Raw genomic sequence first — 15,441 nt, forward strand, 5'->3', positions numbered from 1 at the left:
CAGCGCGACCCGCCGCGAAGCTGAGCGGAAGCTTAGACGAGAACCCGTAAACTCGAGGCCGTCTTCCGGCCGCGCTCGTATTGTTTGTGGCACGAGCCCCCGCGCCGCAAAGGAGCCCCACACGTGAGCAGCACGCGAGTACTCGCCCCGGTCGCGGGGCGCGCAGTAGCACTCCAGGACGTTCCTGACCCCGTGTTCTCGGCCGGCATGGTGGGGTACGGCGCCGCGGTGGACCCACCGCGCGGCGTGATCGACGCGATTGCCCCGGTCAGCGGCAAGTTGTTGAAACTGATGCCGCACGCCTACGTGATCATGACCGCCGACAATGTCGGCGTCCTGGTCCACCTCGGGCTGGACACCGTCGCACTGAACGGAGCAGGCTTCACCACACATGTGAGTCAGGGTGATGAGGTCACCGCAGGCCAGGTGGTGATCACCTACGACGTGCCGGCCGTCGAGGCGAAAGGCCTGAATCCGATTGTCCCCGTTGTGGTCATGGACGAGCGTGAGCCCGGCAATGTGACGGTGGCCCGGCCGGTGGCCGCAGGAGCCGACATCGATTCGGGTGCAGAACTTTTCACGGCGAACAAGTAGATGGAAGTCATCATCCTCGCCGATGCCGCGAAGATCGGCGGCGTGGCCGCCGATACGGTCGGCGCGCTGCTGGACCGTAAACCGGACGCGGTTCTGGGCCTTGCCACCGGCTCGTCGCCGCTGGCGATCTACGACGAACTCGCCGCGCGGTGTACCGCCGGGCAGATCTCGTTCCGGCAAGCCCGCGGCTTCACCCTCGACGAGTACGTCGGCCTGCCCGCCGACCATCCCGAGCGCTACCGCAACGTGATCGACACCGTTTTCGTCTCGCGCGTCGACTTCGCCCCGGGTGCGGTGCTGGGCCCGGACGGCCTGGCGACCGACATCCCGGCGGCGTGTGCGGCATACGAGGATGCCATCCGCGGCGCGGGCGGAGTCGATCTTCAGATCCTCGGCATCGGCACCGATGGACACATCGGCTTCAACGAGCCCGGGTCCTCGCTGGCGTCGCGCACCCGCATCAAGACACTGACGCAGCAGACCCGCCTCGACAACGCCAGGTTCTTCGGAAGCGATCTGGACGCGGTGCCGACGCACTGCCTGACCCAGGGGCTGGCCACCATCATGGCGGCCCGGCACGTGATCCTGGTGGCGCTCGGCCGCAGTAAGGCCGAAGCGGTGCACCATCTGGTCGAGGGCGCCGTGAGCGCCATGTGGCCGGCGACCATCCTGCAGCATCACCCGCATGTCACAGTCCTGCTCGATGAAGCTGCGGCACAGCGGCTTCAACTCATCGGCTACTACCGTGAGACCTACCGCTCGAAACCGGATTGGCAGGGCATCTGAATGCTGCTGACCGCCGGCACGTTGATCACGGGCGCAGAGCTGTTGCGGCCGGGATGGATTGACGTGTCGGGCGGTCGCGTGACGGCCGTCGGCGCCGGTGCGCCGCACCGGCCAGCCGATGGTGATCTGGGCCCGGTGACCGTGGTGCCGGGTTTCGTCGACACCCATACGCACGGCGGTGGCGGCGGCAGTTTCTCGGTCCCATCGGAGGCCGACACGTCGGCCGCGGTGGCGCTGCACCGTCGGCACGGCACCACCGCAATGATCGCCTCGCTGGTCACCGCGAGCCCGGACGATCTCCTGCATCAGGTGAGGGTGCGGGCCGAGGACGTCCGGGCCGGGCGCATGGACGGAATCCACCTCGAAGGCCCGTGGCTGTCGACGGTGCGGTGCGGGGCCCATCAACCCGCGCTCATGCGCGACCCGGATCCGGCAGAGATCGACCGGGTGCTCACCGCCGCCGAGGGGACGATCCGGATGGTGACGATCGCGCCCGAACGTAGCGGCGCGCTCGCGGCGATCCGGCAGTTCGTCGACGCCGGTGTGGTGGTGGCCGTGGGTCATACCGAGGCGACCTACGAACAGACCCGCGCGGCTATCGCGGCCGGTGCCACGGTCGGCACGCATCTGTTCAACGCCATGCGCCCGATCGACCGGCGCGAACCGGGTCCGGTGATCGCGCTGCTCGAAGATCCCTCCGTCACCGTCGAACTCATCACCGACGGGGTCCACATCGATCCGGCCATCTACCGGCATGTCACGCGCTCCGTCGGCCCGGATCGCGTCTCGCTGATCACCGACGCGATGGCAGCCACCGGCATGTCCGACGGGCGGTATCACCTGGGCCCGGTGCAGGTCGACGTGGTGGACGGGGTCGCTTTCGTCGGGGGCACCGACACCATCGCGGGGAGCACCGCGACCATGGACCGGGTGGTCCGGTTCGCGGTCACCCATTGCGGACTGCCCCGCGACGAGGCGCTGCTGCTCGTCGTTCGTCAGGCCTCCCTGAACCCGGCGCGGGCGATGGGTCTTCCCGGTGAGGGCCTGATCGCCGGGGCCGCAGCCGATCTCGTGGCGCTGGGTGCGGATCTGACCGTCGCGGCGGTGATGCGCCGGGGCGTGTGGGAGCTGGAACCGGCGGTGTAGCCCGCTCGTCGCGCGCTGTTCGCCCGAGAAGTGTTTTCTGAGGCAAACATTCGCGTTGCGGGGGCGTTGATTAGCCGTTACAAATTCTTGCACCGGCGTACCGTCACCGGGGTAACGCCGCAGAGCATCTGGGGGTCGTTCTTGTCGGACTGGCCATTTGTCGCACGGGATGTCGAGCTGCGCGAGGCCGCGCAGGCGCTGCGGGGCGGCGCTCGCGGGGTGGTCATCGCCGGTAAGGCCGGAGTCGGGAAATCGGCGCTGGCGCGGGTACTGGCCGAGGGTCTGGAGGCAGACGGTTGCCCCGTCCGGTTCGTGCTGGGTACCGAGACCGGGCAGGCGGTGCCGCTCGGGGCATTTCGCCACGCGCTCACCCTCGCCGACGCGCATGACCCTACGGTGATGCTCGCCGTCGCACACGAGATGTTGGCCTCCGATCCCGACCTGGTCATCGTGGTCGATGACGCGCAGCACCTCGACCCGTTGTCGGCGCTGTTGGTCCAGCAACTGGCGGTGCACGGCTCGCCGAGGCTGATCGTCACCATCGGGAACGGCGCTGCCACATCCGATGCGGTGACGGCCCTGTGGAAGGAACAGCTGCTGCTGCGGCTGGACCTCGAACCCTTCACCCGGGCGCAGACCGCTGAGTTGGCCGCGGCGGTGTTGGGCGGCGAGGTCGACGAGCGCACCGTCGCAGAACTGCACCGGTTTTCCTCGGGAAGCCCGCTCTACCTGCGGGGTGCGCTCAACGCGGCCCTGGGCGATGCGGTGCTGGTCTGCGAACAGGGCCGCTGGCGGCTGCGCGGGCAGCTGCGGGCCAGTGCCGATCTGCACGCACTGATCAATTCCCGGTTCGACACCCTGACGCCGGACGAACGCGATGTGGTGGAGGTGGTCTCCACCGCCGAGGTGCTCGACTGGGACGTGTTGGCGGGAGCCTGCGACCTCGACGCGATCGCCCGGGTCGAACGCAGGGGAGCGATCCAGGTGCTCAACGACGCGGCCTGCACCCTCGTGCAGCCGGGGCACCCCATCATCGGTGAAGTGGCCCGCAGCCGGTGCTCGAAAACTCGTTCCCGGCAGATCAATACGCTGTTGGCCTCGCTGCTGGAGGCGCACCTGCAGTCGCCGCACAGCGGCCGGCTCCCTGACGTCCGGGGACGCATACAGCTGGCGCGATTCATGGCGGGAGGCAACGGTCCGACGGATCCGGGAGCCATCGCCGACGCCGCGGCAAGTGCGGTCACCATGTCCAACCTGGCGCTGGGAGAAGAGCTGGCGCGATACGCACTGGATCACGGTGCCGGGGTACGAGCGGCGATCGTGCTGGCCGACGCGATGAGCTGGCAGGGACGCGGCGAGCAGGCCGAGGAGTTGTTGGCCCGGTCGGTACCACCGACTGAGGACGAACCGATGCTGGCGCGGTGGGGCTGCCTGCGGGCATCCAACCTGTTCTTCGGGTGTGCCCGCCCTGACGCGGCGCGGTCGGTGCTCGCCGTGGTGCGGCAACAGGTGCACTGCCCGCAGACGTTGAACCTGGTCGTGGCGATGGAAGCGGTTTTCGCGTTCTTCGCCGGTGAGCTCGCCGGTGCGATCGCGCTGGGCACCGAAACTCTGGGCGCCGCGGCGTTGTCGACGGCCAACGGGTCGACGGCGAACGTATGGGCGGCACTGGCCACCTCGAGTGCGCTGGCCTTGTCGGGCCGTTCGGACGAGGTTGCCGAGGTGGCGCAGGCAGGTGAGTTGGCCGCCGAGGATTGCGAGTCGGGGCCGCAGCGCTACTGGCTGGCTTTCGCGCAGGTATCGGCCGCCGTGGCCGAAGGGGAGCTCGAGCGGGCACAGCGGGTCTGTGACCGCTACGCCGTGCCGGCGGCCGGTTCTCCGCAGGCCGAGGCCATTGTTACCGCGCTGAGCGGGAGGGTGGCGTTGGCCCGCGGTTGCCTGCCGTCGGCGGCCGAAGCCCTGCAGGCCGCGTTGTGGGCCACCCCGCAGGTCCTCCCGCCGGGGTGGCTGATGGTGGTCGCCGCATGGCTGGCCCAAGTCGAGGGGATGCGTGGCAACGGCTCCGCCGCGGGCGCCGCTCTGCTCCGGGCCGAGGCTGCGGCAGCCGGGCCGCTCGAGGTGTTCCGGCCAGAGCTGGACTTGGCCAGGGCCTGGACGGCGGCAGCGATCGGTGACACGAGATCGGCCGTCGATCACGTTGCCCGGGCGGCGCAGTGCGCCAAGGCGGGCGGTATGGACACGGTGGAGCTCACGGCCCTGCACACAGCGTTGCGATTCGGGGAAACCTCGGGTCACCGCAGGATCCAGCAACTGGCGCGCCGCCAGGGTGGCCGGCTGGCCGAGGCCATCGCCGCGCACAGCCGCGGCCTGGCCCGCCAGGACCCCGGTCAACTCGTCGCGGCCACGGACCGGTTCGAGGTGATCGGTGCGCTGGGGTTGGCCGCCGATACAGCTGCCCACGCGGCCAGAGAGTATGCCCGGGCCGGTTGCCGCGGCGGTGAATTGGAATCGGCCGCGCGGGCACTGTGGCTGTCGGGCCAGAGTGGCGCGCTGACCCCGGCCATGTGCAGCGCCGGAGACCCGCTGCCGCTCACCGAGCGGGAGTGGGAGATCGCCAATCTTGTCGGTATCGGGATGAGCAACCGCCAGATCGCCGGCGAGTTGTGCCTGTCGGTGCGCACCGTCGACGGGCACCTGTACCGCATGTTCGCCAAACTCGGTGTGGAGGACCGCGACCACCTGGCCCGGCTGGCGCGTTTCGGGCCGGCCAGTTGATCAGACGGGGCGTTCGGGGTCCTCACTGGAGGTGCGGGCACCCACGAAATCGAGGAGTCGCGGATCGGTGGAGGTGAACCGGTCCACTTCCTCGCCGCCATCGCATCGCAGCAACGCGATCGTGAGGCTGTGGACGGTGCGGGTGAGGACGCACCAGTGTGCGCCGGAGTCTTCCCAGCGCCGCAGATCTGCCACCCGATCGAGGCTCATGCCTCCTACCATGGCATGTCATGGCCGAGAAGAACCGTGTGCGGTTGGCGCGGGTGTATACGGAACCCGAACCCGATGAGGGGCAGCGGGTCCTGGTCGACCGACTGTGGCCCAGGGGCCTGAAGAAGACCGACCCGCGGGTGGGGCACTGGCTGCGGGCGGTTGCCCCGTCGACGGAGTTGCGTCACTGGTACGACCACAAGCCGGAGCGCTATGGCGAGTTCGCCGCGCGCTACATCCAGGAGCTGCAGTCCGGTGAGGAGGCCGCGGGCCTCGATGAGTTGCGGGCGCTGGTCAGCGACGGCCCGGTCACCTTGGTGACCGCCACCCGCGAACTCGACCTGAGCCACCTGACCGTCCTGGCCAAGCTGCTGACCTGAATTCGGAGGTGGGGAGGAAGGTAAACCTACCCTCAGTCGCTACGGTAGGCTCGGCGCTCAAATGAGCGATATCGATACCGACTTGCCGGGCGCCCCCGTGCTCAAGCGCGAGCTGACCGACATCACTGATGAGGTGCGCGTAGTCGACGCCCCGCCGACCCCGATCCTGGCCGAGCCGTACGACATCCGGGTAGCCGACGCCGGTGCCGACGCCGAACTGGTGTCGGAATGGATGAACCGCCCGCACCTGGTGGAGGCCTGGGAGTACGACTGGGCGCCGGACCGCTGGAGCCGATACCTGCAGGCACAGCTCGACGGTGAATACTCACGGCCGTTCATCGCGAGCTTCCGTGGCAAGCCCGTCGGGTACATCGAGTTGTACCGGGCGGCCAAGGATTCCATCGCACCCCGGTATGCCGCCGATCCGTACGACATCGGCATGCACGCGGCGATCGCCGATCTGAGATTCGTCAACCGCGGGATGGGCCCGATCCTGTTGCCGCGCATCGTGGCCAACGTGTTCGAGCTCGAACCGAACTGCCGGAGGGTCATGTTCGATCCGGACCATCGCAACAACGGCGCCCGCCGGGTATGCGAATGGGCGGGATGCGAATTCCTGGGCGAGCACCAGATGTCCAACCGGAAGATGGCCCTCTACGCGCTGCCGCGCACACCCGACGACGCTCTCGGCGCCGCCGGGTAACTGACGAACCGGTTCAGGCTCCGGCGAACTCGGCGTAGCCGTCGTAGTCGGGCTTCATGGCCGCGGCCACCAGCTCCCACAGCACCTCATCAGTGCCGCCACCGACGCGGGCCAGCTTCATGTCGCGCCACCACTTGCCCAGCGGCGTCTCGTCCACGAGATAGCCGGAGCCGCCGAAGATGTGCATGCACTCGGATGCGACCTCTTCGCCCAGCCGTGCTGCGGTCACCTTGAAGGCGGCGGCGGCCCGGAGGTCGAGCTTGCCCTGTGCAGCCGCCCCGGCCAGGGCGTAACGCAGCAGATCGACGCGGGCCTGCAGATCAGCGATCCGCATGCGCAACGCCTGGTGCTCGTAGAGGGTGTGGCCGAACTGCCGGCGTTTCATCATGCGCGCCAACGTGATCCCGAGGATCCGTTGTGATCCTGCGGCGACCTGTCCGGCGATCGACATGCGTTCGTGGGCCAAGCCCCACGAGATCGCCGCCAGCCCGGTGCCGGCCCGGGCCACCAGATGATCTGCGGGCACCCACGTGTCGATGTGCACCGCAGCCGTGGCCAGGGGTCCGTTGCCGACCTTGCGATACGGCGTCTGGATCTCGACCTGTGAGGTGGGCACCGCGATGACGACGACGTTGCCGTGCCTGCTGGTCGGATCGTGGTCGACGTTGCGGGCCACCACCATGATGTGGTCGGCGATCGTCGACAGGGAGACGAACTTCTTGATGCCCTTGATCTCGAATCCGTCACGGGCCGTGCGGACTTCGGTCTCCACGATCTGCAGGTCCGAACCGCCGGATTCCTCGGAGGCCGCGATGCACAGCACGGCTTCGCCGTGGATGGCCTGTTCGCAGATGGTGCGCAGGTGGTCGGATTTGCCGAAGCGGCGCAGCAGGGCGATGGCCGAGTCGTGCAGGCTGACACCCACACCGATGCCCGAGGAGCCGGTCCGGCCCAGAGCGGAGGCCAGTTCGATCAGCTTGGCCACGTCGGGTTGTTGTCCGTCGCCCCACTTCTCGCTGAACACCCCGTTGCGGCCGAGGTGTTCGATGAGTTGGCGCGGAAAGCTCTCGGTCTCTTCGGCTTCGGCCGTCCACGTCTTGACCTGGTCATCGAACACCCGATCCAGCAGATCGCGGTACTCGTCGAGAGTGGTGGTGGCCGGCGTCGGCGTGAGCGCGGTCATGACTTCGCTGTCTCCAATTGTCGTTTGACCTCCAGGCGGCGCAGCTTGCCCGAGGAGGTGCGGGGGAGTGACCCCGGCGTCAGGAACACCACGTCGGCGGGCACGATGCCGCACTCGGATGCCACCTGCTGGATGACCTGGCTGCGGGCCCCGGCCTCGTCGGGGCCCCGGAACTCGGCGGCGATCACCAGGCCGGAGCGGACGGAGTTCTCGCCGGCACCCACGGCCACAACGGCGCCTTCGCGAACACCCTTGACCTGAGCGGCAACCCGCTCGATCTCGGTGGGGAAGATGTTGCGCCCGGCCACCGTGATGAGTTCCTTGGTGCGCCCGCAGACCACCAGTCCGCCGTCGACGAAATAGCCGAGATCGCCGGTGGCGAACCAGTCGTCGGGGTTCAACGGGGTCTGGCCGAGGTAGCCCGACATCATCGAGGTGCCGCGGATCTCGACCTCACCCACCTCGCGGTCGACGATGCCCGCGTTGTCCTCGCTGGGCCGCAGGCGCACTTCCATCCCACCGATGGCGTCACCGAGGACCGCGAGTTGCTGCCGGTTGCTCCCGGCGTCCGTCGCGACGGTGATCTCGTCGAGAACCACACCCAGACCCGGAACGGGAACCGTGACCGCACAGGATGATTCGGCCATCCCGTACGACGGTGAGAGGGCTCCGGGGTTGAAGCCGAATCGGGAGAGCTCGGTGCCGAACCGGCTCGTCGCCTCGCAGTCGACCGGCTCGCCGCCGTTGAGCGCGAACCGCACGGCCGACAGGTCCAGATCGGTCAGGCGCTTAGAGTACTTGCCGATCAGGCCGTAGGCCATGTTCGGCGCGGCGGTCAGGGTGGCGCGGCTCTCGGTGAGCCACCGCACCCAGCTGAACGGCGAGGCCGCGAATGCCATGGTCGGGGCCTGCCACACCTCGATGCCGTTGACCGCTCCGGCCAGTAGGAAGGTCAGGCCCATGTCGTGGTACAGCGGCAGCCACGAGCACCCGATATCGCTGTGCGACAGGCTGATCCGCTCGCTGAGTCCACGAAGATTGGCGAGCACCGCCGATGGTGTCAGCTGTGCGGTACGAGGGGTGCCGGTCGAGCCGGCAGTGCCCTGCAGGACCGCGAACTGGCCGGTTCCCAGCGCCAGCGTTGTGGAGCGTCGAGCGTGGGCGACGACGGCGTCGTCGTGGATCCTCAGCGAGGTCTCGGCTGTGCGCAGCTGATCCAGGTAGGGGCCGTGGCTGAACACCGTGCCGACGCCGATGTCGGAGAATCGCTTCAACGTGGACTGCGCCCACGTGTCCGCGTCCGCACCCCGGATCGGGCCGGGCAGAACGGACAGTGCCGCGCCGGCCAGGAGGGCGCCGACGGCCGTCGCGATGCCCTCCACGGTGGGCTCACCGACCACACCGACACCGGTCGAACCATCCTGGCCGATCTGTTCGGCGACGTTCTCGGCGCGCGCGTACACCTCGCCCCAGGGATGGCGGGTCCAGGTGCGTGACTCGTGGTCGTACACCACGAGGTCGGCGTCAGTAGTGGTCAGCGACGCGGCGAGCGCCGATGCCAGCACGCTCACTGGCTGCTCTGCGCGGCAGGCACTTTCGCCAGGATGGCCGCTTCGAGGTCACCGACGGTGTCGCAGCTGAGCAGGTCTTCTTCGGAGAGGGCAACCCCGAGCTTGTCCTCGATCGCCACCATGCCGACGGCGAATGCCACCGAGTCCAGGCCGACGTCGTCGATCAGTCGGGATTCCCTGGTCACCCGGCGGACATCGACGTTCATGTCGTCGCGAAGGATCTCGGTGAGGGCGGCGCTGACCGCTTCGGGTGTTGTCGACTGCATGGGGTGGCACGGTACACGGCGGAGGAAAGGTAGGCTAGCCTTACCAGCCTGGCTGTGAGGTCACTAACTAAGTCGACGGCCGAGGAACCCGCTCAGACCGAACCGACGGCGATGAACATGCCAGTGGCAGCGGCAACCAGGACCAGATCGATCAGGCGTGCGTAGGTTTGCGGCTGCAGTCGCTGCACGATACGGCGGACCAGGAATGGGCCGATCATCAGCGCCGTACCAATCGCCACACCGCCGGCGATGACACCAGTCGTCAACACCCCGCCGTGACCAAAGGTGGCCAGCTTCGCGGTGTACAGCAGCAAAGCGCTGGCCGCTTCGGTTCCGAGGAAGGCGCCCGCGCCGAGCCCGTAGCCGGTGAACATCGGCACGCTCAGCGGGCCTGTCGACAAGACCAGGCCGGTGAGGAAACCCACGACTGCACCCGCAACACCGAGCTGCCACAACCGCACTCGCCATGCGCGTTTCGCCATCGCTCGACGGACCGGAATCATCACGAGGAAGAACCCGCCCAAGAGTCCATCGACGATCTTCGGGGAGATCGTCAGCAGGGTGTGCGCGCCGAGGACTGCGGCCGGGGCGCCCGGCGTCGCGTAGGCGAATACAGGTCCCCAACGGATCTGTCGCCACCAGGCGGCCACTCGGCCGATATTGGCCATTACCGCGGCGATCGCCATCATCGGGACCGCTGCGCGCGGTCCGTAGAGAAGCACCAGCACCGGCAGCAGCACCAGAGACGATCCGGTCCCGACCAGGCCGCCGAGTGCTCCGGCGCCCAAGGCGAGAACGAAAACCAGGACGAGAGTCAGCATCGCAGGACCTTCTCGCCGGCGCGGGGCACGCCGACGGAGATCCTCCAGGCTTTTGTCCGTTCAGATGACCGCACTCCGTCGGGGACTACGGTGGCGCCGCTCGGACCAGACGCACACCGTGTACTGGCGCACCGGAACCCTAGGCGCTATCTCCCTCACCCTAACAATGGCGGCCGGCGCTTGCCGCGGCCGCGGCCGACCCTCAGAACTGGGCCAGACCGGTCCCGCCGAAGAGCTGACCCGCATCGGTCACCGTCACCGAAGGCACCCGTTCGGCGCTCACCACACCCTGCTCACGGGTGATTTCGTCGATGATCTCGAACGACGCGGCGATCCGCTGCGGTGTGTCGACCACGATCGTCGTCACCGGCACGTGCCGTCCGAACTGAAACAGCTTGTCCCCGTGCGGCTTGCCCTCGCCGGTGAAGCCCCAGACCGCGCGCAGCACGGTGGCGCCGCCGGCGGTGCCGGACTGGAGCAGTCTGCGGACGATGGCCCGGTGGACGGGCACCCCGTCGTGTTGTGCGGTCTCGGACGTGTGGACCATCAGTTTCTGCCACAGCGGACGGCCCTGGCGGTCGGTGTCGGGCAGTTCGGCCGGGCGTGCCAGCAGTTGACCGCCCTGCTTGCACAGCTGCGCGCGCTCGACGGTGAGCAACGGATTCTCCAGGAGTTCGGTGAGTTCACCGAGCACGGCGTTCACCTGGGCACCGGTGCCGAGCCCGATGATCATGAGCGGTACCTCGGTGTTGCGGCTGAAGAACCCGGCGCGTCGACGCTGGCCGTGTGCGGTGCCGTCCACTCCGAGGAACACGGTGGCCCCCGCGAAGCCGCGCTGGTACAGCAGATCGCACACCGCACGGTAGGCCGGAACTCCACCGATCCGGTGATGGCGGCCGACGTAGACGGTCAGCTTGCAGACGTCGGTGACTGTCGGCGCCGGCGACTGGCGGCGGATCAGCTGGGCCCGTTCCAGGGTGATCAGGCCGCGGGGAACCAACTGCACCGTCTGCTCGGCCAGCGCGGAGATCTTCTCGGCCGCATCGACAGCTGCGATGGCGATCGGGGGATCCTCCGAGGCGCTCAGTGTCTCGTCGGTGCGCAGGTGGTGGTGCGGACCGAAGCTGGAGATCCCGCGCAGCATCACGCTGATCGCGATGTCGCTGCCGCCATACAGATCCAGGAGTGAGTCGGCGACGAAGCGGTGCTCGTGACGCAGTCGCTCGGCGAAGTAGGCGGTCAACTTGAGGTAATCGGTAGTGGTCACAGCCGGCCTCCCAGCAACATGCCCAGCCACGCCGCGGCCAGGCCGAGCACCACGCTGACGACGATGTTTCCCACCGCCGGCCAGATCCGGCGTTCCTCACCCAGGCGTTGCGTCTCCAGCATCCAGGTCGAGAACGTCGTGTAGGACCCGACGAATGCGGTGCCGGCCAACAGCGCGGCGTGCCGGTCGAGGGCCAGGCCGCCCAGGAAGCCGAGCAGGAACGCGCCGCTGAGGTTGACGGCAAGGGTGCCGAACGGGAAGCCCCGGGTGTGGCGGGCGGACACCGCGCGGTCGAGGAGGAACCGGCAGACCGCTCCGACGCCGCCCAGCAGCAGGACTCCGGCCCAGACGACGGCGGTCATCGCACCGCGGCCCGGCGCACCAGGGCGGTGGCGAGCACCACCGCGAGTAGCCCGGCGGCGATGCTGGCCGCGGTGTAGCCCGCGGCCAATGCCCAGTTCCCGTGCTCGAGCATCGTGACCGTCTCGACCTGCATCGTGGAGAACGTGGTCAGCCCGCCGCACACCCCGGTACCCAGCAGCGGCCGGCGGTAACTCGACACCGGCAGCCGTTCCAGCAGTCGCGTGGTGAAGTACCCCAGCATGAATGCGCCGACGATGTTCACGATGAACGTGGGCCACGGCCAATGGCCGGGTTGAGGTGCCGCGAGCACCGCCAGGCCGGCGCGCGCCAGCGTGCCCAAGGCGCCGCCGACGAAGACCGCGGCCAATTCTCGGGGGTCATGGCCAAACATGAAGTAAAAGTATGGCGTCTGGTGTGTTGAGTGCCGGGCACCGACATCCGATCGGGAGCACAATCGGGTCCATGGCTGCCAATCCCCGCGCCGGACAACCGGCTCAACCCGAGGATCTGATCGACATCGCCGCGGTGGTGACCGCCTACTACACCCGGCGGCCCGACCCCGATGACATTGCGCAGCAGGTGGTGTTCGGAACCTCCGGGCACCGCGGCTCCAGTCTGGATACCGCGTTCAACGAGGGCCACATTCTGGCCACCACCCAGGCCATCGTCGAGTACCGGGCGGCACAGGGCACCACGGGCCCGCTGTTCCTGGGCCGCGACACCCATGCCCTGTCGGAACCGGCCTGGGCCTCGGCACTGGAGGTGCTGGCCGCCAACGATGTTGTGGCGATGATCGATTCGGCCGATCGCTACACCCCGACGCCCGCGGTCAGCCACGCCATCCTGACCTTCAACAGCGGCCGCGACACCGACCTGGCCGACGGCATCGTCGTCACCCCGTCGCACAACCCGCCGCGCGACGGCGGCTTCAAGTACAACCCGCCCAACGGCGGCCCCGCCGACACCGATGCGACGGGGTGGATCGCCAAGCGCGCCAACGAGATCCTGCGTGACGGGTTCAAGGACGTGAAACGCATGCCGCTGTCACGGGCGTTGCAGACGGCGCAGCGTCACGACTACCTCGACGCCTACGTCTCGGATCTGCCCAATGTGGTGGACCTGCACGCGATCCGGGCCGAGGGCATCCGCATCGGTGCCGACCCGCTCGGCGGGGCCAGCGTGGACTACTGGGGCGCGATCGCCGAGCGGTACAACCTGGACCTGACCGTGGTGAACCCGCTGGTGGACGCGACGTGGCGGTTCATGACCCTGGACACCGACGGCAAGATCCGGATGGACTGCAGCTCACCGAATGCCATGGCGTCTCTCATCGCCAACCGCGACTCCTATCAGATCGCCACCGGCAACGACGCCGACTCGGACCGGCACGGCATCGTCACCCCGGACAGCGGGCTGATGAACCCCAACCACTATCTGGCCGTGGCGATCGACTACCTCTACACCCACCGGCCGAACTGGCCTGCGGCCACCGCGGTGGGCAAGACCGCGGTGAGCAGTTCGATCATCGACCGCGTGGTGGCCGGGCTGGATCGCAAGCTGGTCGAGGTACCGGTCGGCTTCAAGTGGTTCGTCGACGGACTGATCGGCGGCGGCATCGGCTTCGGCGGCGAGGAGAGCGCAGGGGCCTCGTTTCTGCGCACCGACGGGTCGACGTGGACCACCGACAAGGACGGCATCATCCTGGCGCTGCTGGCCTCGGAGATCCTGGCGATCACCGGGTCGACACCGTCGCAGCGGTATGCGGAACTGGCCGAACGCTACGGGTCGCCCACGTATGCGCGCATCGACGCGCCGGCCGACCGCGACCAGAAGGCGCGGCTGGCCAAACTGTCGCCCGAGCAGGTCAGCGCCACCGAACTGGCCGGTGAGCCCATCACCGCGAAGCTCACGTCCGCACCGGGCAACGGCGCGGCGCTGGGCGGGCTGAAGGTCACGACGGAGAACGCCTGGTTCGCCGCACGGCCGTCGGGAACCGAGGACGTCTACAAGATCTACGCCGAGTCCTTCCTCGGCCCCGACCATCTTGCGGAGGTGCAGGAGGCCGCCAAGGACGTGGTTAATACAGTCATTGGGTGAGCCTTACGGAGGACGACTGTCAGAGCGTCACCAAGTCGAAGCTGCCTGGTGAAGTCTGGGTCCTGATCGTCGCCAACGCCGTCATCGCGCTCGGCTACGGCGTGGTGGCGCCGGTACTGCCGGCCTACGCCCGCCACTTCGGGGTCAGCATCAGCGCCGCGACCTTCGTCATAACCGCGTTCGCGCTGATGAGGCTTTGTTTCGCACCGGCCACCGGGGTGCTGATCCAGCGGCTGGGGGAGCGCCGGATCTACGTGTGGGGCCTGCTGATCGTCGCCGTAACCACCGGGGCCTGCGCGTTCGCGCAGACGTACTGGCAGCTGCTGCTGTTCCGGTCGCTGGGCGGTGTCGGCTCGACGATGTTCTTCGTCTCGGCGCTGGGGCTGATGATCCGCGTCAGCCCGGAGGACGCCCGCGGCCGCGTGGCCGGCATGTTCTCCTCGGCATTCCTGATCGGCTCGGTCGGCGGACCGGTACTCGGCAGCCTCACCGCGGGGCTCGGCCTGAGCGCCCCGTTCGTGATCTACGGCGCCGCGCTGTTGGTGGCGGCCGCCGTGGTGTTCATCAGCCTGCGGCACTCGTCGCTGGCCGCGCCCGCGCCGGACGAAGGTGCCACGGTGACCGTCCGCACGGCGCTGCGCAACCGCGCTTACCGGGCGGCGCTGTTGTCGAACTTCGCCACCGGGTGGTCGGCCTTCGGGCTCCGAATTGCCTTGGTGCCGTTGTTCATCGTGGACGTGCTCCATCGCGGCCCCGGGATGGCAGGGCTGGCGCTGGCCACCTTCGCGGTCGGCAACGTGTCCGCGGTGATCCCCAGCGGTTACCTCTCCGACCGGGTGGGGCGGCGCCTGCTGCTGATCGTCGGGCTCACCGCGGCCGGGATCTCGACCGTGATGGTCGGGTTCACCGACGGGCTGACGCTGTTTCTCGTGAGCGCCTACATCGCGGGCTTCTCGACCGGGATCTTCACCGCGCCCCAGCAGGCCGCGGTGGCCGACATCATCGGCAACAAGGCCCGTGGCGGCACCGCGGTCGCGACGTTCCAGATGATGGCCGACGTTGGTTCGGTCGGCGGCTCGCTTCTGGTCGGGCTGATCGCGCAGTACCTGTCGTTCTCGTGGGCCTTCGTGATCAGTGGGGTGATCCTGCTGATCGCCGCCGTCGGCTGGATCTTCGCTCCGGAGACCCGCGGACGGCCCTCCGCAGAGCACACTCCGGCCCGCGCGCTCGGTCCGGAGGCCGGTGGAGAGGTCCCCTGACCAGCGATTTTGAACCTGGG

16 protein-coding genes are annotated in these 15,441 nt (G+C 68.5%); 8 read left to right on the top strand and 8 right to left on the bottom strand.

Annotation, left to right across the window (positions count from 1 at the left end):
* Positions 1 to 123 precede the first annotated feature (123 nt).
* The 4 genes from EH231_RS00465 (at position 124) to EH231_RS00480 (ending at position 5,301) form a co-directional block, all read left to right on the top strand.
* On the top strand, positions 124 to 594 hold the full coding sequence (locus EH231_RS00465; protein ID WP_090433998.1) for a PTS sugar transporter subunit IIA: 471 nt from the start codon (positions 124 to 126) through the stop codon (positions 592 to 594).
* Positions 595 to 1,380, top strand: a complete 786-nt coding sequence (gene nagB, locus EH231_RS00470; RefSeq protein WP_124711650.1) for a glucosamine-6-phosphate deaminase — start codon at positions 595 to 597, stop codon at positions 1,378 to 1,380.
* The gene (gene nagA, locus EH231_RS00475; protein WP_124711651.1) at positions 1,381 to 2,526 is read left to right on the top strand and encodes an N-acetylglucosamine-6-phosphate deacetylase; all 1,146 of its coding nucleotides are present in this window, start codon (positions 1,381 to 1,383) and stop codon (positions 2,524 to 2,526) included.
* A 141-nt stretch (positions 2,527 to 2,667) separates the two neighbouring features.
* Positions 2,668 to 5,301 carry a helix-turn-helix transcriptional regulator gene (locus tag EH231_RS00480; protein ID WP_124711652.1) on the top strand — a complete coding sequence of 878 codons (2,634 nt, stop codon included), beginning with the start codon at positions 2,668 to 2,670 and terminating at the stop codon, positions 5,299 to 5,301.
* On the opposite strand, the gene EH231_RS00485 is transcribed toward EH231_RS00480, so the two are convergent.
* Positions 5,302 to 5,511 (bottom strand): hypothetical protein, encoded by a 210-nt coding sequence (locus EH231_RS00485; protein ID WP_090434004.1) that lies wholly within the window; start codon positions 5,509 to 5,511, stop codon positions 5,302 to 5,304.
* 20 nt (positions 5,512 to 5,531) lie between these two features.
* Here EH231_RS00485 and EH231_RS00490 point away from each other — a divergent pair, with 20 nt between their 5' ends.
* Both EH231_RS00490 and EH231_RS00495 read left to right on the top strand, forming a co-directional pair.
* Positions 5,532 to 5,891 (top strand): DUF488 domain-containing protein, encoded by a 360-nt coding sequence (locus EH231_RS00490; RefSeq protein WP_090434006.1) that lies wholly within the window; start codon positions 5,532 to 5,534, stop codon positions 5,889 to 5,891.
* Between the two features lie 61 nt (positions 5,892 to 5,952).
* The gene (locus EH231_RS00495) at positions 5,953 to 6,594 is read left to right on the top strand and encodes a GNAT family N-acetyltransferase (protein ID WP_124711653.1); all 642 of its coding nucleotides are present in this window, start codon (positions 5,953 to 5,955) and stop codon (positions 6,592 to 6,594) included.
* A 13-nt stretch (positions 6,595 to 6,607) separates the two neighbouring features.
* Here the strand turns inward: EH231_RS00495 and mbtN are convergent, their stop codons facing one another.
* The 7 genes from mbtN to crcB (EH231_RS00530) all read right to left on the bottom strand — a co-directional run bounded on the left by mbtN (position 6,608) and on the right by crcB (EH231_RS00530) (position 12,456).
* Positions 6,608 to 7,777 carry a mycobactin biosynthesis acyl-ACP dehydrogenase MbtN gene (gene mbtN / locus EH231_RS00500; RefSeq protein WP_124711654.1) on the bottom strand — a complete coding sequence of 390 codons (1,170 nt, stop codon included), beginning with the start codon at positions 7,775 to 7,777 and terminating at the stop codon, positions 6,608 to 6,610.
* Positions 7,774 to 9,339, bottom strand: a complete 1,566-nt coding sequence (gene mbtM / locus EH231_RS00505; protein WP_234941361.1) for a long-chain-fatty acid--ACP ligase MbtM — start codon at positions 9,337 to 9,339, stop codon at positions 7,774 to 7,776. The genes mbtN and mbtM overlap by 4 nt, the downstream gene beginning before the upstream one ends.
* A gap of 5 nt (positions 9,340 to 9,344) precedes the next feature.
* On the bottom strand, positions 9,345 to 9,614 hold the full coding sequence (locus EH231_RS00510) for a mycobactin biosynthesis acyl carrier protein MbtL (protein WP_019348478.1): 270 nt from the start codon (positions 9,612 to 9,614) through the stop codon (positions 9,345 to 9,347).
* A 92-nt stretch (positions 9,615 to 9,706) separates the two neighbouring features.
* On the bottom strand, positions 9,707 to 10,435 hold the full coding sequence (locus EH231_RS00515; protein ID WP_124711655.1) for a sulfite exporter TauE/SafE family protein: 729 nt from the start codon (positions 10,433 to 10,435) through the stop codon (positions 9,707 to 9,709).
* A gap of 202 nt (positions 10,436 to 10,637) precedes the next feature.
* Entirely contained in the window at positions 10,638 to 11,702 is a 1,065-nt protein-coding gene (locus EH231_RS00520) for a putative PII-like signaling protein (protein ID WP_124711656.1), read from the bottom strand.
* Positions 11,699 to 12,064 carry a fluoride efflux transporter CrcB gene (crcB, locus tag EH231_RS00525; protein ID WP_124711657.1) on the bottom strand — a complete coding sequence of 122 codons (366 nt, stop codon included), beginning with the start codon at positions 12,062 to 12,064 and terminating at the stop codon, positions 11,699 to 11,701. The genes EH231_RS00520 and crcB (EH231_RS00525) overlap by 4 nt, the downstream gene beginning before the upstream one ends.
* On the bottom strand, positions 12,061 to 12,456 hold the full coding sequence (gene crcB / locus EH231_RS00530) for a fluoride efflux transporter CrcB (protein ID WP_124711658.1): 396 nt from the start codon (positions 12,454 to 12,456) through the stop codon (positions 12,061 to 12,063). The genes crcB (EH231_RS00525) and crcB (EH231_RS00530) overlap by 4 nt, the downstream gene beginning before the upstream one ends.
* Before the next feature lie 71 nt (positions 12,457 to 12,527).
* Here crcB (EH231_RS00530) and pgm point away from each other — a divergent pair, with 71 nt between their 5' ends.
* Both pgm and EH231_RS00540 read left to right on the top strand, forming a co-directional pair.
* Positions 12,528 to 14,162 (top strand): phosphoglucomutase (alpha-D-glucose-1,6-bisphosphate-dependent), encoded by a 1,635-nt coding sequence (gene pgm / locus EH231_RS00535; RefSeq protein WP_124711659.1) that lies wholly within the window; start codon positions 12,528 to 12,530, stop codon positions 14,160 to 14,162.
* On the top strand, positions 14,159 to 15,421 hold the full coding sequence (locus tag EH231_RS00540; RefSeq protein WP_124711660.1) for an MFS transporter: 1,263 nt from the start codon (positions 14,159 to 14,161) through the stop codon (positions 15,419 to 15,421). The genes pgm and EH231_RS00540 overlap by 4 nt, the downstream gene beginning before the upstream one ends.
* Positions 15,422 to 15,441: the final 20 nt, after the last annotated feature.

It is taken from the genome of Mycolicibacterium nivoides (assembly GCF_003855255.1).
GTDB lineage: Bacteria > Actinomycetota > Actinomycetes > Mycobacteriales > Mycobacteriaceae > Mycobacterium > Mycobacterium nivoides.